The 22,288-nt window shown below is 71.4% G+C and carries 16 protein-coding genes; 7 read left to right on the top strand and 9 right to left on the bottom strand.

Annotated features, from left to right (window positions below; genetic code table 11):
- Window position 1: 1 nt before the first annotated feature.
- The 7 genes from AC5L36_RS23280 to AC5L36_RS23250 all read right to left on the bottom strand — a co-directional run bounded on the left by AC5L36_RS23280 (window position 2) and on the right by AC5L36_RS23250 (window position 13,268).
- On the bottom strand, window positions 2-5,770 hold the full coding sequence (locus AC5L36_RS23280) for a type I polyketide synthase (protein ID WP_441219467.1): 5,769 nt from the start codon (window positions 5,768-5,770) through the stop codon (window positions 2-4).
- Window positions 5,767-6,774, bottom strand: coding sequence for an enediyne biosynthesis protein (locus AC5L36_RS23275; RefSeq protein WP_441219465.1), 1,008 nt, complete (start codon window positions 6,772-6,774; stop codon window positions 5,767-5,769). Before AC5L36_RS23275 ends, AC5L36_RS23280 begins: the two co-directional genes overlap by 4 nt.
- A gap of 5 nt (window positions 6,775-6,779) precedes the next feature.
- Window positions 6,780-8,831 (bottom strand): CRTAC1 family protein, encoded by a 2,052-nt coding sequence (locus AC5L36_RS23270; protein ID WP_441219463.1) that lies wholly within the window; start codon window positions 8,829-8,831, stop codon window positions 6,780-6,782.
- Between the two features lie 3 nt (window positions 8,832-8,834).
- Window positions 8,835-9,839, bottom strand: coding sequence for a DUF1702 family protein (locus AC5L36_RS23265; RefSeq protein ID WP_441219461.1), 1,005 nt, complete (start codon window positions 9,837-9,839; stop codon window positions 8,835-8,837).
- A gap of 171 nt (window positions 9,840-10,010) precedes the next feature.
- Window positions 10,011-11,078 carry a carboxymuconolactone decarboxylase family protein gene (locus tag AC5L36_RS23260; protein WP_441219460.1) on the bottom strand — a complete coding sequence of 356 codons (1,068 nt, stop codon included), beginning with the start codon at window positions 11,076-11,078 and terminating at the stop codon, window positions 10,011-10,013.
- 52 nt (window positions 11,079-11,130) lie between these two features.
- The gene (locus AC5L36_RS23255) at window positions 11,131-12,249 is read right to left on the bottom strand and encodes a carboxymuconolactone decarboxylase family protein (RefSeq protein ID WP_441219459.1); all 1,119 of its coding nucleotides are present in this window, start codon (window positions 12,247-12,249) and stop codon (window positions 11,131-11,133) included.
- A 26-nt stretch (window positions 12,250-12,275) separates the two neighbouring features.
- Entirely contained in the window at window positions 12,276-13,268 is a 993-nt protein-coding gene (locus AC5L36_RS23250; RefSeq protein WP_441219457.1) for a hypothetical protein, read from the bottom strand.
- A gap of 231 nt (window positions 13,269-13,499) precedes the next feature.
- Here AC5L36_RS23250 and AC5L36_RS23245 point away from each other — a divergent pair, with 231 nt between their 5' ends.
- From AC5L36_RS23245 to AC5L36_RS23235, 3 genes are all read left to right on the top strand, one after another.
- Window positions 13,500-14,090: a hypothetical protein gene (locus AC5L36_RS23245; protein WP_441219455.1), complete on the top strand. Its 591-nt coding sequence runs from the start codon at window positions 13,500-13,502 to the stop codon at window positions 14,088-14,090.
- 3 nt (window positions 14,091-14,093) lie between these two features.
- Window positions 14,094-14,639 (top strand): copper resistance CopC family protein, encoded by a 546-nt coding sequence (locus tag AC5L36_RS23240; protein ID WP_441219453.1) that lies wholly within the window; start codon window positions 14,094-14,096, stop codon window positions 14,637-14,639.
- Between the two features lie 367 nt (window positions 14,640-15,006).
- Window positions 15,007-15,765 (top strand): AraC family transcriptional regulator, encoded by a 759-nt coding sequence (locus AC5L36_RS23235; RefSeq protein WP_441219451.1) that lies wholly within the window; start codon window positions 15,007-15,009, stop codon window positions 15,763-15,765.
- 5 nt (window positions 15,766-15,770) lie between these two features.
- On the opposite strand, the gene AC5L36_RS23230 is transcribed toward AC5L36_RS23235, so the two are convergent.
- A complete protein-coding gene (locus AC5L36_RS23230) occupies window positions 15,771-16,763 on the bottom strand; it encodes a DUF1702 family protein (protein WP_441219449.1) in 993 nt (330 codons plus the stop codon).
- Window positions 16,764-17,004: 241 nt separating this feature from the next.
- Between AC5L36_RS23230 and AC5L36_RS23225 the strand changes: the two genes are divergently transcribed.
- From AC5L36_RS23225 to AC5L36_RS23210, 4 genes are all read left to right on the top strand, one after another.
- Entirely contained in the window at window positions 17,005-17,574 is a 570-nt protein-coding gene (locus AC5L36_RS23225) for a DUF5987 family protein (protein ID WP_441219447.1), read from the top strand.
- Window positions 17,571-19,208: an FAD-dependent oxidoreductase gene (locus AC5L36_RS23220; RefSeq protein ID WP_441219445.1), complete on the top strand. Its 1,638-nt coding sequence runs from the start codon at window positions 17,571-17,573 to the stop codon at window positions 19,206-19,208. The genes AC5L36_RS23225 and AC5L36_RS23220 overlap by 4 nt, the downstream gene beginning before the upstream one ends.
- A gap of 448 nt (window positions 19,209-19,656) precedes the next feature.
- Window positions 19,657-20,499, top strand: coding sequence for a helix-turn-helix domain-containing protein (locus AC5L36_RS23215; protein ID WP_441219443.1), 843 nt, complete (start codon window positions 19,657-19,659; stop codon window positions 20,497-20,499).
- 108 nt (window positions 20,500-20,607) lie between these two features.
- Window positions 20,608-21,246, top strand: coding sequence for a MerR family transcriptional regulator (locus tag AC5L36_RS23210; RefSeq protein WP_441219441.1), 639 nt, complete (start codon window positions 20,608-20,610; stop codon window positions 21,244-21,246).
- A gap of 61 nt (window positions 21,247-21,307) precedes the next feature.
- On the opposite strand, the gene AC5L36_RS23205 is transcribed toward AC5L36_RS23210, so the two are convergent.
- Window positions 21,308-22,111, bottom strand: a complete 804-nt coding sequence (locus AC5L36_RS23205; RefSeq protein ID WP_441219439.1) for a TIGR03084 family metal-binding protein — start codon at window positions 22,109-22,111, stop codon at window positions 21,308-21,310.
- Window positions 22,112-22,288: the final 177 nt, after the last annotated feature.

Below are 22,288 nucleotides of genomic sequence, written 5' to 3'. Positions count from 1 at the left end.
GCTACTTCCATCCGTCGGTGAGGATCGCGATCGCGACCGGTTCCGCGGTGTCACGCAGGCTCGTGACAAGCGTGGCGATCCGGAGGGTGCCGGAGGCGAGGACCAGCCAGGCCTCGTGCCGCTGCGGCGTGACGGTGAGCGGGGCGTGCGCGGGCAGGCCCGCCTTCTGAAGGCACTCCATGGCCGCCCACACCCGCGTGGCGGCCGTGTCCGCCGACTCGCCCAGCTCGGTGCGGACCAGGTCGGCCAGGCCGGCGTGGCCGCCCAGCAGCGTCCGCCAGTCCGCCGGATCCCGGTCGGCGACCGGTTCCACGTCGCAGGCGACGGTGCCGGTGGCCGCGACGACCAGCGTCACGCCCGCGCCGTGCGAGGCCGAGATGGCCCGGTCGCCGTCGACCTCCGGTCGCCCGTCCGGGCGGTACCGGACCTGGGTGGGTCCGCCGAGCGCGCGGCTGGCGGCGAGCGCCGTCTGGTCGCGGTGGTACGCCTCGCGCTCCCGCGGGTAGGGCTCGACGGCCACCGCGGCCCGCAGGCCGAGCAGGTCTTCCAGCGCACGCTCCAGGTAGGGCCCGAGCAGCGGGGCGACCCACGGCCCGCGGCCGTCCTTCTTGCGCACGGCCTGGAGACGCAGGCCCTCCCACCGTTCGACGACCTCGCCATCCTTGGTACGCACGGCGATGTCGTAGACGTAGGTGTCGCCGTCGCGGCTGCGTTCGGTGGCGCAGAAGCGCACCTCGCCCGCGGTGGAGAGCTTGTCTCCGGCGGGGTGCACCCGCTCGATGCCGGCCGGCAGCAGGGTCGCGTGCGGTACGCAGACCTGGTTGCCGTGCATGAGCGCGTCGCGCATGCCCGGGTCGCCGAGCAGCAGCTCGCCGGGAAGGTAACCGGCGAACCAGTTTCCCGCCTCGACCGCGGCGACGTCGACGTCGACCTGCCGCGCGGCCGCCCGGTGGTAGCGCAGCAGCCGGTGGAAACGTCCACCTTGGAACAACGTGTCCCCGTACAGGTCGCGGGCCGGATCCAGGGCCACCGCGGGCAGCCCTTCGGCGACCTCGTCCGGCGGCCCGTCCGGTACGCCCGCACCGGTGAAGCGCAGCCGGGCGTGGAAGTGGTCGGCCGCGAACCCGGTCTCCGAGCTGCGGATGGCAACGTCCACTGTGTCGTCGTCGGTGACGACGGCGGCGATGCGGATCGTCGTGGTCCCGTCCGGCGGCACCACGATCGGCCGCTCGAACTCGATCCGTTCCAGCACCGGCACCGTGCCCCGCCCGGTGACCGCGGTGGCCACCTGGGACATCGCCTCCATGCCGAACACCGCCGGGAAGAGCAGGTTGCCGTCGAGGCGGTGGTCGGCGAGGTAGAGGTCGGTGCCCGCGTTCAGGTCCACTTCGGAGACCAGCTCGACTCCGTGGTAGCGGACCAGCGGCTTCTCGACGAAGCGCAGCAGCGGCAGCTCGGGCAGCTCGCGCCGGACCGTGTCGATGCCCTCGGTCCGCCCGCTGACCACCACCACGCCGGGGGTGTCGGGGTCGGCGAGCAGCCGCCGCATGATCTCGACGCCCTGGTCCGGCGAGATCGGCGTGATGCCCTCGCGGTAGAGCCCCTCGACGACGGAGAGCCGCTCGCCCATGCCCACGCCGGACCAGACCGACCACTCCATGCAGAGCGCGCGGCAGTGCGGGTGTGCCTCGGCGTACCCGGTGGTGAGGTCGGCGAGCCACTCGTTCGCGGTGGCGTAGTGCGCCTCGCCGCGCAGCCCGGCCCGGCCGATGATGCTGCCGAACGTGACGAGCAGGCGCAGCCGGTCGCCGTCGACCGCGTCGAGCACCGCGCGCAGCCCGTCGATCTTCGGGGCGAACGTGCGGCGGAACGCGTCCTTGTCGAGGCTCGTCAGCGCGGCCGGCTCGTTCCGGCCGGCGCCGTGCAGCACGGCCGTGACCGGGCCCAGCTCCGCTGTCACGCCGGCGACCGCCTCCCGTACCCGCTCGGGGTCGGTGACGTCGGCCCGCGCGTAGTGCACGCGCACACCGGCGTCCGCCATGCGGCGCAGGTTGGCCGCCAGCTCCGGGTCCGCGTCCGGGTCCGAGCGGCCGAGTACGGCCAGCGCGGCACCGGTGTCGGTCGCCACCGCGAGCGCGCACTCGGCGGTGATCCCCTTGCCGCCGCCGGTCACGAGCAGCACGTCGGAGCCGTCCAGCGGTGGACTCGTACGGGCCGGGCGCACCGGCATCGGACGCAGCGTGGGCACCCGCCGCACACCGGCCGCGTCGTAGTACGCCTCGCTGAAGCCGGTCGTCGCGGCCACCTCGGCCAGCACCCGGTCCGCCGCCTCGGGCGTCGGCGGCAGGTGCACGATCGTGGTGCGCACGTGCGGCGCCTCCAGCCGGAGCGTCTTGGCCAGGCCCGCCGCGCCGCGGCCGTGCTGTACGAGCACGAACCGGTTGCCGGTGGCACCGGTCGCGACCGCGTTGGCGCCCCAGAGGGCCAGCTCCAGGTGCTCCTCGGTGCAGTCTTCGGGCAGGCAGACGAGCACCCCGCCGCCGACGTTGCCGCGTTCGAGCGCGCGGCGCAGCGGCTCGGCTAGCAGGCTGTCCCCGGCCGCGTACACCCGCCAGGCGCCGTTGCGCTCGGGTGCGACGCGGGCCGGGAGCGGCGACTCGTCGAGGTCGAGCGTGAACGCTCGGGCCCACGCCGCGGCACCCGCCACGACCGCCGGCCCGGCCGCGTCTCCCGCCTGGGTGGTCTCGGCCAGCTCGGCGAGCGCCTGGGCCAGCTCGGCCACGGTGGCGGTCGCGAAGTTGGTCGGCGCCTGGGCCGGCGACAGCCCGAAGTGCTGCGCGGCCTGGTTCATCACCTGACCGACCGTGATGGAGCTGAGGTGCAGGTCGTCCAGGAGCCGGCTGTCCTCGCGGACCATATCCACCGGCAGCTCGGCCCGCTCGGCCGCCAGCCGGCGCAGCACGTCCACACTGGACTCTGCCGGGTCGACCACGGTCGCCGCGCCCGGTGCCGCGGCCGCCGGTGCGGCACCGACGCCGCCGCGCACGTCCACCACGGGGGCCGCCTCGCACGGGTTGGCGAAGAACTTGAACTCGGTGCCGACCTGGAGCGGCCGGGTGAGCCGGCCGTGGAAGAGCGTGTCGTGCACGCCCGCGGCGCCGACCACGTAGGCCGCCGCCACCACGCGCAGCAGCCCGGCCAGCGACTCGTCGTCGGTGTCGAGGGCGACCGCCGGCACGTCCGTCGTGGCGCCGGCGAGCCCGCTGAGCACCCGTCCGGGCCCGACCTCGACGAGCAGGTCGATGTCCTTGGCGGCGAGCGCCACCGCCTGCGCGAAGAGCACCGGGTCGGTGATCTGCCGGCGCAGCAGGGCGGGCACGTCGGTCTCCTGCGCCAGCGCCTCACCGGTCACAGTGGACACGATCCGCCGCCCGACCCGGCCGAAACGCTCGCCGGCCAGCCGGTCGCCGAACGCGTCGGCGGCCGGCGCCACCAGCGGCGAGTGGAACGCGTGCGACACCGACAGCCGGGTGCATTGCAGGCCCGCGTCAGCCGCCTTGCGCGCGGCCGCCTCGATCGCCTCCACGGTGCCGGCGACGACCGTCTGGGTTGGACCGTTGTAGCCGGCGATCACGACCGGCAGGCCGGCCACGAGCGCGCCCACGGTCTCCGCCGACGCGCTGATGCCGGCCATCGTGCCGGATGCGCTGTGCTCGGTCATCGTGCGGCCGCGGACCGCGGCGACCCGCAGCAGGGTCTCCTCGTCCATCGCGCCGGCCCAGTGCAGCGCCGAGATCTCGCCGAGGCTGTGTCCCACCGCGACGGTGGCTTCCAACCCGAGCGTTTCGAGCGCGCGCAGGCCGGCCATCGAGCCGGTGACGATGCGCGGCTGGGCGACCGCCGTCGCGACCATGTCGCCTCCGGTCGGCAGGGCCGCCTTGCTGTACACCTCGTCGACCTCGGCGAACCGGCGGCGCAGCGCACCGCCGCTGGTCCCGCGCCCCGAGCCCTGGCCCGGGAAGAGGTATCCGATCCGGCCCGGCCCGCTCGTGTGACCGAGGAAGCTGCGCCCGTCGGCCGCGAAGAGCGTCGTCTCACCGGCGTCGAGCGCGTCGCACACGCGCCGCAGCCGCTGCTCGGCGTCTTCCGGCGAGGAGACCACGACCGCCGCCCTGTAGGGCAGGTCGCGCAGCTCCCGGTGCAGCGTGGCGGCCAGGTCGGCGAGTTGGGCGTACGCCAACCCGGGCACGAACTCGACGAGCCGCTCCAGCCGCTCGCGCAGTTCCTGCGTCGTGCCCCCGTCGACCACCAGCAGCTCGACGTCCTGTCCCGACGAGGCCAGGGCGCGGGTGCGGCTGTCGAACGAGATCCGCCGCGGCGGGTCCGACTTGTCCAGCACGACGTGCGTGTTGATGCCGCCGAACCCCATGGCCGTGATACCGGCGCGCACCGGCATCCCGGCCGGCCACGCCTCCGCCTTGCGCAGCACGCGCAGCGCCGCCGAATCCTCGGTCAGCACCGGGTGCGGGTCGACGCAGCCGAGCGTCGGCGGCAGGACCTCCTGGTGTACCGCCATCGCGGCCTTGATCAGCCCGGCGACGCCGGCCGCGGCCTTGGTGTGGCCGATCATCGCCTTGATCGAGCCGATCGCGGCGGGCGCCGCTTCCGGGGCGGCGTCGCGGCGGGCCTGCGACAGCGCCTTGAGCTCGGTCGTGTCGCCGACCGCGGTGCCGGTGCCGTGGCCCTCGAAGAGGCTCACCGTGCCGATGCCGAAGCCGGCCCGCTCGTACGCCCGGCGCAGGGCGAGCTGGTATCCGCTCACCTCGGGCCGGGTGATGCCGCCCTTGCCGTCGGAGGAGATGCCCCAGCCGGCGATCGTGGCGTAGATGCGGTGTCCGGCGGCGATCGCCTCCTTCTCCCGCATCAGCACGACCATGCCGCAGCCCTCGCCGGGCCAGAAGCCGTTGGAGCCGCGGTCGTACACCTTCATCTCGCCCCGGGCGAGCGCGCCGGTCTTGGCGAAACCGATGATCTCGAACGGGTCGATCGAGAGGTCGACGCCGCCGGCGACCGCGACGTCCACCTCGCCGTCGATGAGGTTCTTGCTCGCGGTCGCGACCGACAGCAGCGAGGAGGAGCAGGCGCCGTCGACCGTGAAGCCGCCGCCCTTGAGGTCGAAGTGGTTGCAGATCCGGCCGGCGATCGTATTGGACAGGCCACCGGCCAGGGTGTCCTCGTCGACCGCCGGGAACGGGCTCTTGAACGTCGCTTCGAAACCGTCCAAAAAGGACGTCAGCTGGTCGTCGTCCCAGTCCTGCTCCTTGAGCGCGGCGGCGACCATGCGGCGCACGTACGGCCACCGCAGCCGCAGCTGGTTGGCGCGGGAGAACTCGCCGGTGAGCGTGTTGCCCACGATCACGGCGGTGCGCTCGCGGGGCAGCCCCTCGGCCATCGGGAAGCCCGCGTCGGCCAGGGCGAGCGCCGCGGTGTCGAGCGCGAGCCAGTGGGTCAGGTCGGTCGAGCGGTACGTGCTGCCGGCGACCTTGTAGGCGATCCGGTCGAACTCGTACCCCTCGATGACCGCGGCGTTGCGGGCGTAGAAGCGGTCCGGCGTGGCCGGGTCCGGGTCCCAGTAGTCCGCGAGCCGCATCCGCACGTCCGGCAGCCGGCGGAAGGCGCGGCGCCCGGCGAGTGCGTTCTCCCACAGCTGTCGGGGTGAGGTGGCGTCCGGGTAATGGCAGGCCATACCGACGATGGCGATCCGGGTCATGCGTTCACGACCTCTTTCTCGCTGTGGTCCTTGCCGTTGGGCGATACCGCCGCTGCCGGCTCGGGCGTCGCGACCGCGAGCGCCGCGGCACGCTCGGCCCGCTCGCGCTCCTCACGGGCCTTGTTCATGAAGTGGACGGACCAGTGGAAGCCGCCCCGGATCAGGCAGACGATCGCGGTGGCGAAGAAGATTCCGTACGCGATGCCGGCACCGGTGAGGAACCCGTAGACGACCGCGACGCCGGCACCGAAGGCCAACTGTGCGGCGGGCTTGGACGGGCTGGTGCCCGGGTCGGTGACCATGTAGTTGGTGAAGAGCACGAACGCGACGCCGGTCATCATGATCAGAGCGGCCGGGATCGACGTGTCCAGCACGACGCCCCGGAAGATGGCCTGGATGGCGAACATGCCCAGCCAGCCGACGATCAGCCACATGCGGCCGGTCAACATTCCGTTGATCATGGTGCCGCCGAAGATGATGACGGCGGGGATGATCCAGTCGACCGGACCGCCGACGTGCTCGGTGAAGTGGTACGGCGGCGCGACGCTGGCCCACGGGAAGACGAGCAGGATCACCGTGATGCCGAAGTTCGACGGGTTCATGTAGTGGCGCAGCCGGCCGCGCACCGGGGCCCGCAGTACCCACTTGGCCCCGATCGCGACCGCGACCCCGAACATCATCGGCAGCAGCCGGTCGTTGACGTAGATCAGCATGTTCAGCGCGAGGCTGGTGATGTGCGCCGGGTAGAGGAACTCCACCATCCCGCGCACGCCGTTGCCCATGAACCGCGGCGAACGTCCCTCGGCGCGGGCCCCGATGATCTCCAGCGCGATCTCGATCGTGTAACCGGTCAGGATGGCGATGATCGGCCAGGTCCACGGCTGCTCGAACCCGAAGAGCGAGTACCCGAGGATGTTGAACACGGTGATCGAGATCGCGAAGTTGCGAAGCGCCTTGATCACCTTAGGGTCGTGGCGTGGTGCGTTGGTCTGGGTCGCGGCCATGTCCGTCACCTCTCCAGGGCCAGGGCGCCGAGCTCGAGCGAGTGCCAGCCCGGGGTCAGTCGAAGGTCTTGCTGGTGCACCTCTCCGGCACGGTCCCGCCACCGCAGGTGCACCTGCACCGGCCCGTTGACGTTCTCGCCGAGGCCGATGTGCACCTCGTGGCTGCGCTTGCCGGAGTGGCCGCTGCCGCCGTCGACCCGGCCGAGCAGCGTGCGCCCGTCCTCGGTCGTGACGGTCACCTGCGCGCCGACGACCGGGGAGCCGGGGACGTCGGCGGCGGGCTGGTCCGTGGCGGTGCCGGGCTGGTCCGTGGTGGTGCCGGGCTGGTCCGTATTGGTGCCGGGCTGGTCCCCCGCGGACGGGCCGTCGGCCGGCGCGGGCGCGTGGGTCAGCCGCAGCCCTAGGAAGGCGCCCGGGGACGGGCTCTCGTTGTGGTAGTAGACCGGCGCGTCCCACTGCCGGGCGACCGCGAAGTCGAGCCGGCCGTCGCCGTCCGCGTCACCGGTCGCGATGCCCCGCGTGGGCACCGGCACGTCCAGGCCCAGCTGCTTGGACAGGTCGCAGTACCGGCCGTTCTCGTCCTTGACGAAGAAGTGCAGTCGCTGGCTGCCGCCGATGTCGTCGCCGGCCACCACGTGCGGCCACCAGTACGGGTTGGTCACCACGCCGTCGTTCGCCATCGCCAGCTCCTGAAGCTGAGGCCAGCGGTTGACCTCGCCCTTGACGAAGCCGGTCGTCTGCGCGACGGCCAGGTTGCCGCTGTTGTTGAAGTCGGCCAGCTTCACGTCCCAGCCCCAGCCGGACCAGGCCAGGCCCAGCGGGGCGCTGCGGTCCTCGAACGGCGCGGTGCCGTCGCCCAGCTTGGCCCGCAGGTCGTCCACGTCCTTGGCCGTGCTCATGTACGCGAAGTGGCTCTCCTCCAGGCCGAACGTCGTCGTGATGTTGCTGACGTACATGTCGTAGAGGCCGTCGCCGTCGAGGTCGCCGAAGTCGACGCCCATGCCCTTGAACGAGTCCGCGCCGACCCGCTTCGACTTGGGCACGAACGGCTCGCGAACCGCCTTGACCGGCGAGAACTTGAACCGGCCCGGCGTCGACTGGTTGTAGAGCAGGCGGTCCGGGCCGAAGTCGTGCGCCAGGTAAAGCTCCGGCAGCTGGTCGCCGTCGAAGTCGTTCGCGCCCGACGCGAGCACCCAGCCCTTGGAGACGTCGCGCGGCAGCGCGTCCGCGACCATCTCGAACGTGGCCGCCGGCCGCGTGCCGGCGGTGGCGCCGGTGAACCGGAAGAGGTAGTCCTCACCGCCGTTGAAGGCGTTGGACATGGAGTGGTTCATCGACACGCCCGTGCTCTTCGTGTCGTCCAGCACCGGGCCGTGCGGGAAGTAGTTGCCGATGTAGATGTCGACGTGGCCGTCACCGTCGAAGTCGTCCGCCGCAGCGGAGTTGGAGTTCCACAGTGGACCGGTATAGCCCGGACCCTTGCCGCCCGGCACCAGCTCGGTGGGCTGGAAGGAGGCCGCGCTCAACGCCGTCTCGCCCTGGGTTTCGCGCGCCAGGTAGAGGATCGGCGTGCGGCCCCACAGGTAGACGAGCGCGTCCATCCGCCCGTCCTCGTTGAAGTCACCGGGGAGGCAGCCCATCGGCGCCATCGCCACGCCCATCGGCAGCCCGGCGGGATCCAGCGCGAACGGCGCGTACCGGCCCTCCCGGGCGCCGGGCACCGGCGTCACCACGACCTTGTCGATGCGGGGATCGGTGATGCACAGGTCGTTCGACAGACCGTCGCCGTCGAGGTCGTTCATCGCCACACCGGCACCGACCGACGAGATCCACGCGTCGATGTTCCGGTAGTCCTTGTTGACCTTGCGGATCGTCTGTTGCGGGTACCCGCCGGGCATCGCGATCGACATCGACTCGAACCCGTACCTGCTCGCCATGCTCTCCAGCTCGGCGGCTGACGCGCTGGGCAGCCGGGAGACCTGGAACAGCGTCGCGACGAGCGCCAGGGCGACGATTCCGGGCAGCTGCCTACGCAGCCAACCAACTCTCTGGGCCATGTGCTAGCACCTTCCGATCGACACGAACTCGTTGGCGATGCGCTGGCGCCACACCTCGTACGCGGGGTACTCGCCGCGGACCGGCCCGTCCGGGCGCACGCGGTCGCTCACCTCCGCCGCCTCGGTGGCCGCCATTCCGCAGAACACCTGGGTCGCGACCTCGTTGTGCGGCACCACCAGGCCGGCCCGGAGGCGGGCCGACGCCGCGAAGGAGGAACCCTGCGCGACCTGTGGGCGGCAGTCGCCGGCCCGATCCCAGAACGACCGCAGCTCGGCTTCGCTGGCGCCACCGGCGTAGGTGGCGGCCAGCCCGGCGCCGGCGTACAGGTCGGCCCGCCGGTGTTCGGCGAACTTTTCGATCATCGTGGCGACGAGGTCCGCGTCGGTCCCGCCGACGAACCACATCGCCCGGCCGATGCCCTGGTCGATGACGCGGTCGGCGTACCACCGCGGTCCGTCCGCCGGCCACGGGAACCGCTCCTCGCGGTACTGCTCGTGCACATACCGCTGGGTGCGGAAGTAGGCCTGGTGGAAGCCGTACCCGTCGAGCGCGAGCCAGCGCAGCAGCGGATCGGTCGGCGCGATCCGCGACCAGAGCATCCGGGGCAGCCGGGCCATCGCCCAGCCGACCCCGACGTACACCATGTAGATGTGCGCCTCGGCGCGGCCGGCGATGAATCGCGCGACCCTGTTTCCGCGGCCGAAGGGCATGGCGTCGCGAATTGCGAAACCCATTGCCGCGCCCTCGTACGCAAAACCGCGAAAACGTGTCGGGACGCTTTCCAGGCGCTCTTCCGCGTCGGTTGTCATGCGCGCCTCGGCGGCATATCCATAACCGAGAAGAAACGTCCGGCCGACGGTCTCCAACAAATCTCGCGATTCCGCGTCCTTGACGTGGAAGCCGCGCACGTCGAGCCTCGTGTTCGAGACGTCAGGTGTCAAAATACGGCGCCTCAGCGCTCGCCATGCACTGGTCAACTCTCCCCCAAACGGTCGACTTTTGCCCATCGCGGAGAGTGGGCTCCGTAGAAGCCTCGCAGGGACCGTTACCAATGTCTTCTTCGCGCTTGCTGCGGACTTCTTCCAACGTGCGACAGAAGCGCAATAATGCGGTTGTGGCGATTGCCACTATCGCTTAGCTGCGCAGATGTGCAATGTCCACTGTGGACTTTAGTGGAATCAGGACGCGCAGCCGACCAGGTGCCAGCTGCCCACGCGGCGGGCGGCGGCGTAGCTCGCCCACGCGACGGCCTCCACCAGCGCCCCGTCGTCCGGCTGCCCGATCCGGAACTCCCGGATGGTGTCCTCGTCGACCTGGTACGAGGCGAATGCCACCAGCAACGCCAGCCGGCCGGCGGCCTGGTCGGCCTCGGGCAGCTGGGTGACCAGGCGCTCGCACCACTCCCGGCTCAGGCCGGGCTCCTCGCCACGCCACGTCTCCAGCCGGCGCCGCACGAGCTCGCGTACGGCCGGCGACAGCGACCGCTCGCCGGCCGCCTCGAGCGCGGCGTAGGACCGGGCGACCGCGGACGCGACCGCTGGATTTCCTGCCGCCCACCCGGCGTCGGCCGGCAGCGGCGCGTCGGGCAGCAGCGGCAGCGAGCGCCCGGGCGGGCGAATCTCCCGCAGTGACGCGCTGAGCACGCGGCTGATGCCCTGCTTGAGGCGGCGGCGGGCGCGCGGGCCGAGACGGGGCGGCACCAGGAAGCTGGACAGGAAGACGTTGACCATCCGGCTGAGGTAGTGGAAGCTCACCGCGACGCCGACCAGCTCGGCGCGGCCGGCCTCGGCGAACGGGGGCCGCTGCACCGCCGGCGCGTCCGGCTGGTGCGCCACCCGGGCCCACGCCGCCAGGTCACGCACGCGGGCGTCGGCTACCTCCTCGACCCGGTCGGCGACGATCGCCTCGGCGTCGTGCTCGGTGGAGAGGTCGTACATGCCCATGCTGTGCATGTCGACGCAGTAGGGGCAGATGTTGGCCACCGAAACGGCGGCGGCCACCGCCTCCTTGGCCAGCCGGTCGACGGCTCCCCCGGTCATCAGCGGCTCGCGCATCAGCATCCAGTACGCGGCCAGCACCGGCGGCGCCGGCGAGTGCAGCAGGACCGGCGGCACGACGAGCCGCATCTCCTCGGCCACCTGCTGGTACACGGCGTCAACGAGGCCTTCCGCGGCGGATGGCGGTACCGTCCGCACGTACTTGACCTGACGTTGCACCACCGACGACACGACCCGACCCGCGACCATGGCTACCTCCCCGTCCCACTCCACCGAGCTTGGCGCGCGGGTCCGGACCGGCCTACTTCGAGCGTGCGCCGCTGTCCGGCCGGCCGGTGGCGGGCCGCGGCTCGGCCGGCAGCCCGACCGCGAGCCAGGTGCCCACCTGCCGCGCCGCCGCCAGGGCGGCCCAGGAGGTCAGCTCCACGAGTGCCTGGTCGGCGGGGTGGCCACGCCGGAAGTCCTCGACGTCGTCCGGCCCCACCTGGTACGAGGCGAAGGCGGCCAGCAGAGCCAGCCGGCCGGCGGCCCGATCGGCGGTGGCCAGGCCCGCTACGGCGTCGTCGACCCAGGCCCGGCTCAGGCCCGCCGGGCGCCCGTCCCACGTGGCGAGCCGCGCGGTGACGAGCTCGCGGACCGGCGCGGCCACCGACCGCTCGCCCGCCGCGGTGATCGCGGCGGCCGAACGCGCGAACGCCTGCGCGATGGCCGAGCTGCCGGCCGCCCACGACATGTCCCGCGGCAGCGGGGCGGCCGGCAGCAGATCGAGCGAGTCGCCCGGCTCCGGCACCCGCCGGGCCAGGGGGCGCAGCATCCGGCCGAAGACGCGCTTGACCACACCGCGCGCCACGGCGGGCAGCCCCGGCGGGAACGGCGACTCGCTGAGGAAGATGTTGACCATGCGGTTGATGTACTGGAAGACGACCGCCACGCCGATCAGCTCGGGCCCGAGCGCGGCCGCGAACGGCACCGGCCGGGTGGCGGTCTCCCGGGTGCCGGAGGCCCGTGCCCAGTCGGCGACCTCGCGCACGCGGGGGTCGGCGATCGTCTCGATCTGGTCGGCGGCGATCGCGGCCGCGTCGTCGCCCCAGGACAGCCCGTGCAGCGTGGCGCCGTGCACGTCCACGCAGTACGGGCAGGAGTTGCCGAGGGAGACCGCCGTCGCCACGACCTCCTTCACCGCCCGGTCGGCCACGCCGCCGGCGAGCAGCGTCTCGCGCAGCATCGACCAGCAGGCGGCGAGCGGTCCCGGTGCGGGCGAGTGCAGGCTGACCGGCGGGGCCAGCATGCCGAAGTCGCGCTCGACCTGCTCGTACACGCGGGCCACGAGGCCCTGCGCGGCCCGTAGCCGGATCGGGGTGAGGTATCGCACCTGCTCCACACCCGCCCGGCGGGTGCCGTGGATCATGATCGCACCCATCGTCGTCCCTCCCACGCCGCCGCTGATCAGGACCAGGGGGCGGTCGGGTACCAGGGGATGATCTCCCGCCGGGCCAGTAGCCGCACATCCCAGTACAGGAACGTGAACACGCCCGCCACGATGAGCGCCACCGCCGTGACCACCGCGACGCGCGCCGGGCGGGCGGCGAACCAGTCGCGCAGCCTGCTCCCGGCGACCGCCACAAGAAGTAGGAACAGCACGCCCATCACCACGATGTTGCCGAGCGACTGGAGGGTGAACGCCGCCGCGCCGTACAACGGGTTGCCGCTCTCCGCGGCGTCCCGGAACATCTGCCGGAAGAGGCTGAACGGGCGGCCGACGAGAAACCCGCCGATCAGCACGCCCATGAACACCATCGGCGCGTTGGGAAAGCGCCGGGCGACGCGCGCGAACGGGTCGGGCACGACGCCGAGCGCCGCGAGGCCCAGGTAGAACATCGCGAGGCCGATCAGCCCGAATACCACCATCGACTGGACGCTGCGCGGCGACAGGACGCCGGCCGTGCTCTGCGCGGTCGAGAACTGCGGCATCGACGTGCCCACGAGTCCGACGATCGCGCCGTACGTGGCGGAGACCGCGATCATCCCGACGGCGAGCCATCCGAGGGGCTTGAGCGACCGCCCGACGCGGCTCCATCGGCTGCCACCGCCCAGCATCGGCGCCATCGCGCCGAAGGCCGCGATGTTGCAGGCCGTGAACGTACCGGCCAGCCCGGAGACGAACGCGAACGCGATCCCCGCCGCCATGCCCGCGATCGGCGTCTCCTTGGCGTCGTGGCCGAGCAGCGTGTTCGCGACGTTGTCGCCGATCGTCGAGTCGACGAACTCCGCCGACCACACCACCGTCAGCAGGAAGCCGGCGAGGCTGGCCAACAGCACGATCAGCCCGCGACGCCGGGGAAAGTGCCCGTTGACGAACGTGGACGTCGCCCGCGGCCGGAGGCCAGGCAGGTCGTCGCGGGTCGACCGCCCGCCGCGGGCAATGCCGGTCTGCGCCATCGCGATCCCCCAGGAGGTAGCGGACGTGCACCGGCCGGCGCACGCTGCCACCAGCATGCTGGCGGCACGGCGCGCGGGCGTTCTTCGAAAGTGCGCACTGCGGCGCGCGCTCCGCGCCCAGATACCTCCAAAACCGACCGCACGGTCCGCAATTTCGAAGAACAGGCCGGCGGGGATCCGTCACTAGCGTCGGCACGGAAGTGTGTCAGCCACTACAGGATGGAGAACCTCATGGCGGGTCTTCAGACCGCTTCCGCTCCCGGGATCGTCGGTTGGATCAAGAGGCACCATCGCGCGACCCTCAACATTTATCTCTTCGTCGTGATAGCGCACTGGTCAGAGCATCTCGTGCAGGCGTACCAGATCTGGGTGCTCGGACGGCCGCGACCGCAGGCGCGCGGCGTGTTCGGCCAGGTCTTCCCGTGGCTCGTCACGTCGGAGTGGCTGCACTACGGGTACGCGATCGTGATGCTCGCCGGCCTCTTCCTGCTCCGGCCGGGATTCGTGGGACGGGCGAAGGTCTGGTGGACCATCGCGCTGGTCATCCAGTTCTGGCACCACATCGAGCACCTGCTGCTGCTCATCCAGGCCCAGGCGAGCGTGACCTTCTTCGGCGCCGCCCAGCCGACCAGCGTCCTCCAGCTCGTCATCACCCGGGTCGAGCTGCACCTGTTCTACAACTCGATCGTGTTCATCCCGATGATGATCGCGATGTACTACCACCTCCGCCCCAACAGGGCCGAGCTGGACGCGATGTCGTGCAGCTGCGTGGCGAGATCCAAGCCGCAACGGGTCGGCTCGCCGGCGCCGTCCGTGGCGTAGCGCATGCTCCGCCGTGCCTCGGCGCTTCTGGTCCTCACCCTGGGCGTCGCCGTGTTCGGGTTGCCGCCCGCCGGCGCCGCCCAGGGTGGGTTGACCGCGAGCACCCCGGCCGCCCAGGCGGCCCTCGCGGCGGCACCGGCCGCCGTCGAGCTGACGTTCTCCGCCGTCCCGGCCGCCGCCGACTCGCACGTCGCGGTCGTCGACGAGAGCGGCGCCAAGGTCGACACGGGCGAGCTGGCCCTGGTGGCCGCGGGCACGCTCCGGCGGCCGGTGTCGATCGGCGCCGCCGGCGACTACACGGTGGCCTACCACGTGGAGTTCGAGGGCGGTGGCGAAGCGAAGGGCATCTTGCGCTTCAGCGTCGGCACGGGCGCACCGCCGCCCGCTTCGGACCGGGCCGTCGAGGTGGCGACCGCCGCCGTGAGCGACACGCACGGGCACGGGGTCGACCCGATCGGCGCGACGCTGCTGGTCATCGACGGGCTCGTGGTGCTGGTCGTGGTGGGACTGCTGTACCTCCGGCGACCGGTGCGGCTGCCCCCGGCCTGAGCCACAGTCCCGAAATTCACTCACGTTGCACGTGCATTTTCACGAGCCGAGACGGCTTATCAACTATCGCCAATCCGACGCGCGAATCGCGATTAGTGCATGTCGATCTGATGACATGCACTGCGCGTTGCCACGTGGCGCACGCTGAGCTATGGTCATCACCCAGAAGACGGTTTCGCCGCATCTGCTTCATACCGCAGCGGCCGTCCGGTAGCCGCCGCCACCCGACGTTGAGACATGCCGGAAACCTCGCCGCAGCCTGAGATCCGCCTGACACAGGGCTTGTCGAGCCCACATCAAAAATTCGGAATGAATGCGGGATTCGTGGGAGTCTCGCACATAACTCTGTGCCACGGGGGAGGCAGAAGTGGACGAAGTCATCGAGAAGGCGGTGCACCGGGTCATCAAGATTATGCACGAAAATCTCAGCGAGCAAATCACCGTTGAGGACATGGCCCGGACCGCGATGTTCAGCAAGTTCCATTTCACGCGCATTTTCCAACGGGTAACCGGAATTTCGCCGGGCCGATTCCTGTCCGCGCTGCGCATCCAGCGGGCCAAGCAGCTGCTGCTGGCCACCTCGTTGAACGTCGCCGACATCAGCCACGAGGTGGGCTACGCCAGCGTCGGCACCTTCAGCACCCGGTTCAGCGCGAGCGTCGGTGTCTCGCCGATACGGTTTCGCCAGCTCGGCGGCCACTTGCCGGGGCTGCCGGAGGAGCCGCGGCGCGAGCCGGCCGCGCCGACCACCCTGATCCGCGGCGACATCTTCGCGCAGCACACGGACGAGCCGGGCCTGATCTTCGTCGGGCTCTTCCCCGGCCGGATCCCGCAGAGCCTCCCGGTCGCCTGCACCGTCCTGACCGGGCCGGGCGAGTTCGTCCTGGAAAACCCACCGCCGGGCACCTGGTACGTGCTGGCGCACGCGGTGAGCTCCGAAAACGAGTTCACCACACATCCGGCGTTCTCCGGTGAGCAGGACGTCTCCGTCGGCAACCACGGTCCGCTCGTCATCGGTCCCGGGCACGGGGTCCGCTCCGCCGACGTGCGGCTCACCCCGGTACGCCCGACCGATCCGCCGGTCCTGATGGCGATGCTCAAGGGGGCACCGGGTACGCCCGGCTGACGGCGTCAGCCCGCGATGCCCAGTCGGGCGGCGACGTGCGTGCGCACCCTCTCCCGCCACACCTCGTAGTTCGGCTCCGATGACGAGTCCGCTCCGGTGACGGCGACGACGTCGGCGAGCTCGGACGCCGCCGCGATCGACATGCCGGCCATGACGCCCACCGCGACCTCGGTGTGCTCGGGCTCGAACCCGGAGAAGGCCCGCGCCTTGGCCGCGAAGACCGCGCCCTGGGCCAGATGCGGCCGGTGTTCGCCGGCGGCCCGGCACAGCACGCCGAGGCCGCCGGCGTCACTGCCACCGGCGAACGCCGCGGCGAGGCCGACGCCGCTCCACAGGTCCGCCTGCCGGTCGGCGGCGAACGCGCCGACCGCCGCGGCCACATCCGGCGCCTGTCCACCGTGGATGAACCAGAGCGCCCGGCCGATGCCCTGGTCGACCGCGCGCGGGAAGTAGTCGGCGCGGCCGTCCCAGGCGTACGCGGGGAGTCGCTTCTGCCGGGTCACCCAGCGGTCGCGGTCGAAGTAGGCACGGTCGAAGCCGTAGCCGTCCACCGCCAGCCAGCTCATCGTCGGGTAGTACGGCGTGCCGGTCAGGTCGGGCAGGACGTTGCGCCAGAGCGGCCGGGGCAGCCGGGCCATGGCGAAGCCGATCCCGATGTAGGTGAGGAACGTGTGCGGCACGGCGGGGCCGCGGAGCAGGTCGCGGGCCCGGTGGCCGCGCCCGGCCGCCATGGCGTCCCGCACGGTCAGCGCCATCGTCGCCCCTTCGTAGGCGAATCCGCGCATCTCCGCTTCGACGAGTTCCAAGCGGCGTTCCAGCTCCCATTGGCCGCGTACTTCGATGCCCCATTCAAAGCCGCAGACGACTGCCTGGGGAATGGCCTCGAGTCGTACGGTCGCCGCCGTCTGCCGTACCGGAAAACCCAGCCCCGAAAAGCTGACGTGGTCGAACGACGGAGTCAACACCAACCTGCGAAGTGAACCGAGTGCCGATGGCATTTGGGCGCCTCTCCCCTCCATGTCGTCCCTCCCATGGTGGTGGCGCCCGGCCGACGGTTTCTTCTCTCTAAGTGCGCTCCTTGGAAAGATTCCAGTCGAGGCTCCCTTGCGCACGCAGGGAGACGATCGCCCACCGCCACCCTCGGGACGATGGTGCTGCCGCGAATTTGATTTATCCCGATTCTTCGACGAATCGCGCACGTCCTGCGGCACAAGTCACCGGCGAGAAGGAGGCGATGTCGTGCAACCGGGCGACAACGACAGAGTAAGGGCGAAGACGCTCACGATAGAGGCGTTCGCCGACACCATCATTCCGGGAGAGAAACGGTCACCGGAGGACCGGGCGGTGGCGGGCGCGGCGGCGGGCGGCGGCGCCGTGGCGGCGGGTGCGATGGAGCTGCTGGAGCAGCCCGGCGGTGGCCTGGCCCCGACGCTGGAGGCGCTGGCGCTGGGGCTCAACGCCCACGCCGAGCAGTACGCGGACGAGCAGGGCGTGACGCTCGACGGCGACGTGCCGGCGTTCGTGGCGCTGCCGTTCGCGCACCGGACCGCGCTCGTCCAGCGCCTCACCGCACCGGACCATCCGGAGAAGCCGATGTGGGTCGGGCTGGCCTTGTTCAGCAACATGGCCTTCGACAGCGCGGCCCACATGAATACCGTCGAGGCCTTCGCGTCCACTCATCCCGGACTAATCGCGATTGGCTATTTCCGGCCGAACGCCGAGGGCCTTTTCGAATTCGACGAGTTCTCCTACGGCCGGCCCCTGTCCCCCATCCATCCCCACACCACACCGATGGGCGATCCAGCATGACGACAATCGAAAAGACCGACGTTCTCGTGATCGGCAGTGGCTTCGGCGGCGCGATCGCGGCCTACCACCTCGCCGCGGGCGGCGCCCGGGTCGTGGTCCTCGAGCGCGGTCCCTGGCTCACCGCCGACGAGTTCGACCACGACTTCAAGCTCGGCTCGTCGTACACCCGGGTCTTCGACTTCGTCGTGGGCGACGGGATGAGCGTGCTCGGCGGCAACTGCGTCGGCGGCGGCAGCGTCGTCTACTTCGCGACGATGCCCCGGGCGCCGAGGTTCGTCTTCGAGCGGATGGGCAGCATCGGCCGCCGCATGTGGCCGGCGTCGATCGACCGGGACAGCCTCGACCCGTGGTACGACCGGGTCGTCGAGGCCCTGCCGGTCACCCAGCAGACCTGGGAGAAGGTGCCGTACGCCGGCGGCCTCTGGGCGGCGGCCTGCGCGCACGCCGGGCGTACCGCCAACCCGGTGCCGTCGGCCGTCGACGTCGACATGTGCACCAACTGCAACTGGATGATGGCCGGGTGCAGGTTCGACGCCAAGCGCTCGCTCCTGCTCAACTACCTGCCCGCGGCACTCGCGCACGGCGCCGAGATCCGCCCGATGCACGAGGTGCAGCACCTGACCCGCACCGATGACGGCGGCTACCGGGTGCACTACCGGATCGTCGACGACGAGGACTACCGGGTGCTGCACGCCAGCGGTGCGATCGACGCGAAGATCGTGGTGGTCGCCGCCGGCGCCGGCGCGACGCCGGTGATCCTGAAGCGCTCGGAGTCGACGCTCGGCCCGATGCCACCGGCGGTGGGCCGGTACTTCTCCGGCAACGGGGAGCGGCTCAACACCGCGATCCTCGACGAGGACCGGGTGCGCGAGGTGCTCGGCCTGACCCGGGCGGACGGGCTGGCCTACGCCGCCAACCAGATCGGCCGCGGCCCGACCGTGGCCAGCTGGGACAAGCTCGACGGCAGCCTCCCGGAGTACGAGCGCTTCTCGCTCGAGCAGCTGTACTTCCCGCCGGGGCTGGGCACGATCCTCGCCCAGGTGCCGGGCGCGCCCGGCCCGAGCTGGTTCGGCGTGGAGAAGAAGGAGATGCTGCGCCGCTGGCAGTCCTGGCTGACGATCTTCATCATGTCCGAGGACGACAACGAGGGCGTCTTCGGTCCGCTGCCGGAGACCGGCAACGCGCTGCGGCTCTCGCAGCAGATGCTCGGCCATGGCCCGCTGCGCTACCGGCCGACCGAAAACACCCGGCGCGGGTGGGCCCTGGCCGACGCGGAGGTCAAGGACATCCTGGAACGGGACGGGCTGGCTCGCGTGGCGCCGTGGACCAACGACCTCGTCGGCGCGTACACGGTCCATCCCCTCGCGTCCTGCCGGATCGGCGACGACCCGGCCACCTCGGCGCTGGACGACCGGCACGAGCTGCGCGGCCATCCCGGCATCTTCGTCACCGACGGCTCCGCGGTGCCGGGCGGGCTGACGGTCAACCCGGCGCTGACCATCGCGGCCCTGGCGGAACGGGCCATGCCCGCGATCGTGCGGGCGGCACAGGAACGCGGCGTGGCGGTGCGTTACGGCGCGCCCTCCCCCGACGGCGAGACCGCGGGCCGCCGAGCCGTGGTGCCCACGGCGTGACGGGCTGGCGCCGGCGTGGCCAGGAGCGCCGGCGCCACCCGATTCATCCGGGCGTGCCGAGGAACCTGTCTTGATCGGCGATTGCCGCTATGGAGAGTGGGATGCAATACTATCCGGGCGCGCATCTCAATCCGGCCCAATTCCGACACGTCGCCCGCGTGGACCGGCTCGCGCCCACTTCACGATTGCGCTTCGTGGTCGGTTGACTATCCTCCGCATTGCTAACAGGGCGGGACTCCGCTAGCCTCGACGCAGGCAAGACAAGTGCCTGGTCGGGATGCGGAGCGGGGTCGCAGAAAATGCGACTCACGTCATTTATCAAACAGAAGTCAGCACCTTTCACGGTGCCTTCCTGATACTCCAAACTCCGACCTCGCCAGCGGGGGGACGACTTCCGCGGGAATCGAATACGCAAAGCCGTACGGCATTCTCGGTCGATGGAGGTATCGTGGCGGACTCAATCGAGCAAGCCGTTAGGCGCGCCATCGCAACAATGCGGGAAAATCTCGGCGAGCAGCTTACCGTCGACGATATGGCGCGCTCGGCGATGTTTAGCAAGTTTCATTTCACGCGCATCTTCCAGCGCGCCACGGGGATATCCCCCGGTCGTTTTCTGTCCGCCCTGCGACTACAGCGGGCAAAGGACCTTCTGGTGTCGACCTCGTTGAATGTCGCCGACATCAGCATGCGGGTCGGCTACAACAGCGTCGGCACCTTCAGCTCGCGGTTCACCAGGAGCGTCGGCATGTCGCCGACCACCTACCGCAAGCTGTCCGGGTTTGCCCACCAGATCCCCACCGACCCGCGCTTCGGCATGGCGAAGGCCGCCAGCGCCCAGGTGTACGGCAGTATCTCCCTCCCGCCCGGCGAGGCGCCCGGCCTGGTGTTCGCCGGCCTGTTTCCCACCCGGGTGCCGGAGGGCCTGCCGGTGCGGTGCTCCATCCTGCCCAGACCGGGCCTGTACGAGTTCGACGACGTGCCGCCCGGCACCTGGTACCTGCTGGCGCAGTCGGTCGCCGGCGACTTCGACGAGCCGGGCGCCGCCGCCGACAGTGCCGAGCGGCTCGTCTCCGTCGCCAGCCACGGGCCGCTGACCGTACACAAGGACGGCGTCATCCGCGCCGACCTGCGGCTCCAACCCGCGCAGGCACTCGACCCGCCGGTGCTGCTGGCCCTGCTCGACGCCCGCAAGCTGGCCCTGTCGAGGTCGTCCGGCGACGAGACGCATCCGGTGCCGTCGATCGCCGCGGCGCGTTTCACGCACGTCCACGCTGGCCGCACCGCGGCCTAGCGGCCGCAACAATGAAGAGGACGTTGTCCGCTTGTCGCTCGTACCGTGGTTGAGAGGACGCCGCCGCCACGGCGACGCGCTCCCGGTGAGCTATGGCGGGGGGAGTCCATGCGCATCTCCGATCTGAGCAAGCACACCGGCGTGCCCGTGGCCACGATCAAGTTCTACCTCCGCGAGCGCCTCCTCCCGCCGGGCACGCCGACCGGCCGAAACCAGGCGGAGTACGGCGAGGAGCACGTGCGGCGGCTGCGGCTGATCCGGGCTTTCACCGTCATCGGGCAGCTCGACCTCTCCACCGTCCGCGAGCTGCTGACCGCCATCGAAGACGAGGAGCTGCCCCTGCCGGGGCTGTACGACGTCGTCAACCAGGCGGTCTTCCCCTCCGAGCCGGCGGCTCGCGAGACCGGCGCCAGGCGGCGGGCCCGGGCCGACGTCGACCGGTTCATCGGAGAGCTCGGCTGGCGGGTCGGCCCCGGCGCGGCCGGCCGCGACCGGCTCGCCCACGTGCTGGCGACGTTGCAGCAGCTCGGCTGCGAGTTCGGCGCCGACTTCTTCACGGAGTACGCGATCGCGGCCGAGCGGCTGGCGGTCGAGGAGCTCGACCTGCTCCCGCCGGACGGCGAGGAGGCCGACCGGGCGGCAGCGGTAGTGCGGACGATCCTGCTCGACGTCGCGCTGTCCGCGCTGCGCCGGATGGCCCAGGAGCACCACCTCGCGCTGCGCTTCGCGCCGGTCACCCGCCCGTGACCAAAGCTCCTCCCAAGCAGCCGGAGCCGCTTGGGAGGAGCGTTGGGCACGGGCGACCCGGTTACCGGGCGGCGGCCGCGAACTGGCCCGGTGCGCGTCCCGGTCCGGCCGGGCCGCGGTAGGCCTGCGCGATGTCCAGCCACCGCTCGGCGTCCGGCCCGGTGGCGGTGAGCCCGAGGTCGGCGTGGTGCCGGCGCCGGGTCACCAGCATGCAGAAGTCGGCCGCCGGGCCGGTGATCCGCTGCACCGCGTCGGGCGGGCCGAAGGCCCACAGCTTTCCGGAGGGCGCGGTCAGCTCGAACCGGAACTGCACGTCGGGAGCCTTGAGGCCACGAGCCAGGTAGCCGAAGTCCCAGGTGCGCACCGCGAACGCCACGACGTGCCCGATCCGGTCGGTGAACTCCCGCCGCACGCCGAGCGCGTCCGCGACGTCCTGTCCGTGCCCGATGAGCTCCATCATGCCGGCGGCCGCGAGGACGGCGACCGGCAGCGGGCGGACCAGCCAGGGCACCATGTGGTCGAGCGGGAGGGCGCTGAGCGCCTGCCCCGCCCGCGCACGCTCGGCTCGCCAGCTGGCGAGCAGCGCGTCCGGCGGCTGCGCGAGGAAGCCGGCGAGAGCTCCCTCGACGTTCTTGTCGAAGTCTGGGCTCAGCTGGGAGGCCATGGCCGTGAACCGCTCCGGGTCGGCGGCCGCCAGCCCGGCCATGCGAAACGTCGCGGCGAGGTGGGCGATCTGGTGGGCGATCGTCCAACCCGCGGCCGGTGTGGGCAGTGCCCATCCGGCAGCGTCGAGGCCGGCCACCAGGCGGTCGAGATCGTCGCCCTCGGCGGCCAGGTCGGAGATCACGTTAGGCTGCTCTGTCACACGTCTGCCCTCTCACTCGACGGGTGCGTGTCCACGTTGGACTTCGTGATTCCTTCGAGCATGCGCGCGGCACGGAGCGCCGTCATCTCTGTCGTTGCCTTATGCCACAGGCATTTCAGGAGAAGAAACCCGCCCGCCGCGCCGATAGCATCGGTGCCGGCGGGGGATGTCTGTCCA

This window comes from Phytohabitans sp. LZ39 (genome assembly GCF_059359075.1).
The sequence above is the reverse complement of the archived record's forward strand: the minus strand, read 5'-3'. Positions and strand labels throughout refer to the sequence as shown.

Excerpts from the sequence above, each read along its gene's own strand:
- AC5L36_RS23210 (WP_441219441.1), top strand. The coding sequence starts at position 20,608 with ATGCGCATCTCCGATCTGAGCAAGCACACCGGCGTGCCCGTGGCCACG.
- AC5L36_RS23250 (WP_441219457.1), bottom strand. The coding sequence starts at position 13,268 with ATGGCGCAGACCGGCATTGCCCGCGGCGGGCGGTCGACCCGCGACGAC.
- AC5L36_RS23220 (WP_441219445.1), top strand. The coding sequence starts at position 17,571 with ATGACGACAATCGAAAAGACCGACGTTCTCGTGATCGGCAGTGGCTTC.
- AC5L36_RS23240 (WP_441219453.1), top strand. The coding sequence starts at position 14,094 with ATGCTCCGCCGTGCCTCGGCGCTTCTGGTCCTCACCCTGGGCGTCGCC.
- AC5L36_RS23275 (WP_441219465.1), bottom strand. The coding sequence starts at position 6,774 with ATGGCCGCGACCCAGACCAACGCACCACGCCACGACCCTAAGGTGATC.
- AC5L36_RS23265 (WP_441219461.1), bottom strand. The coding sequence starts at position 9,839 with ATGGGCAAAAGTCGACCGTTTGGGGGAGAGTTGACCAGTGCATGGCGA.
- AC5L36_RS23255 (WP_441219459.1), bottom strand. The coding sequence starts at position 12,249 with ATGGGTGCGATCATGATCCACGGCACCCGCCGGGCGGGTGTGGAGCAG.
- AC5L36_RS23260 (WP_441219460.1), bottom strand. The coding sequence starts at position 11,078 with ATGGTCGCGGGTCGGGTCGTGTCGTCGGTGGTGCAACGTCAGGTCAAG.
- AC5L36_RS23280 (WP_441219467.1), bottom strand. The coding sequence starts at position 5,770 with ATGACCCGGATCGCCATCGTCGGTATGGCCTGCCATTACCCGGACGCC.
- AC5L36_RS23245 (WP_441219455.1), top strand. The coding sequence starts at position 13,500 with ATGGCGGGTCTTCAGACCGCTTCCGCTCCCGGGATCGTCGGTTGGATC.
- AC5L36_RS23270 (WP_441219463.1), bottom strand. The coding sequence starts at position 8,831 with ATGGCCCAGAGAGTTGGTTGGCTGCGTAGGCAGCTGCCCGGAATCGTC.
- AC5L36_RS23230 (WP_441219449.1), bottom strand. The coding sequence starts at position 16,763 with ATGCCATCGGCACTCGGTTCACTTCGCAGGTTGGTGTTGACTCCGTCG.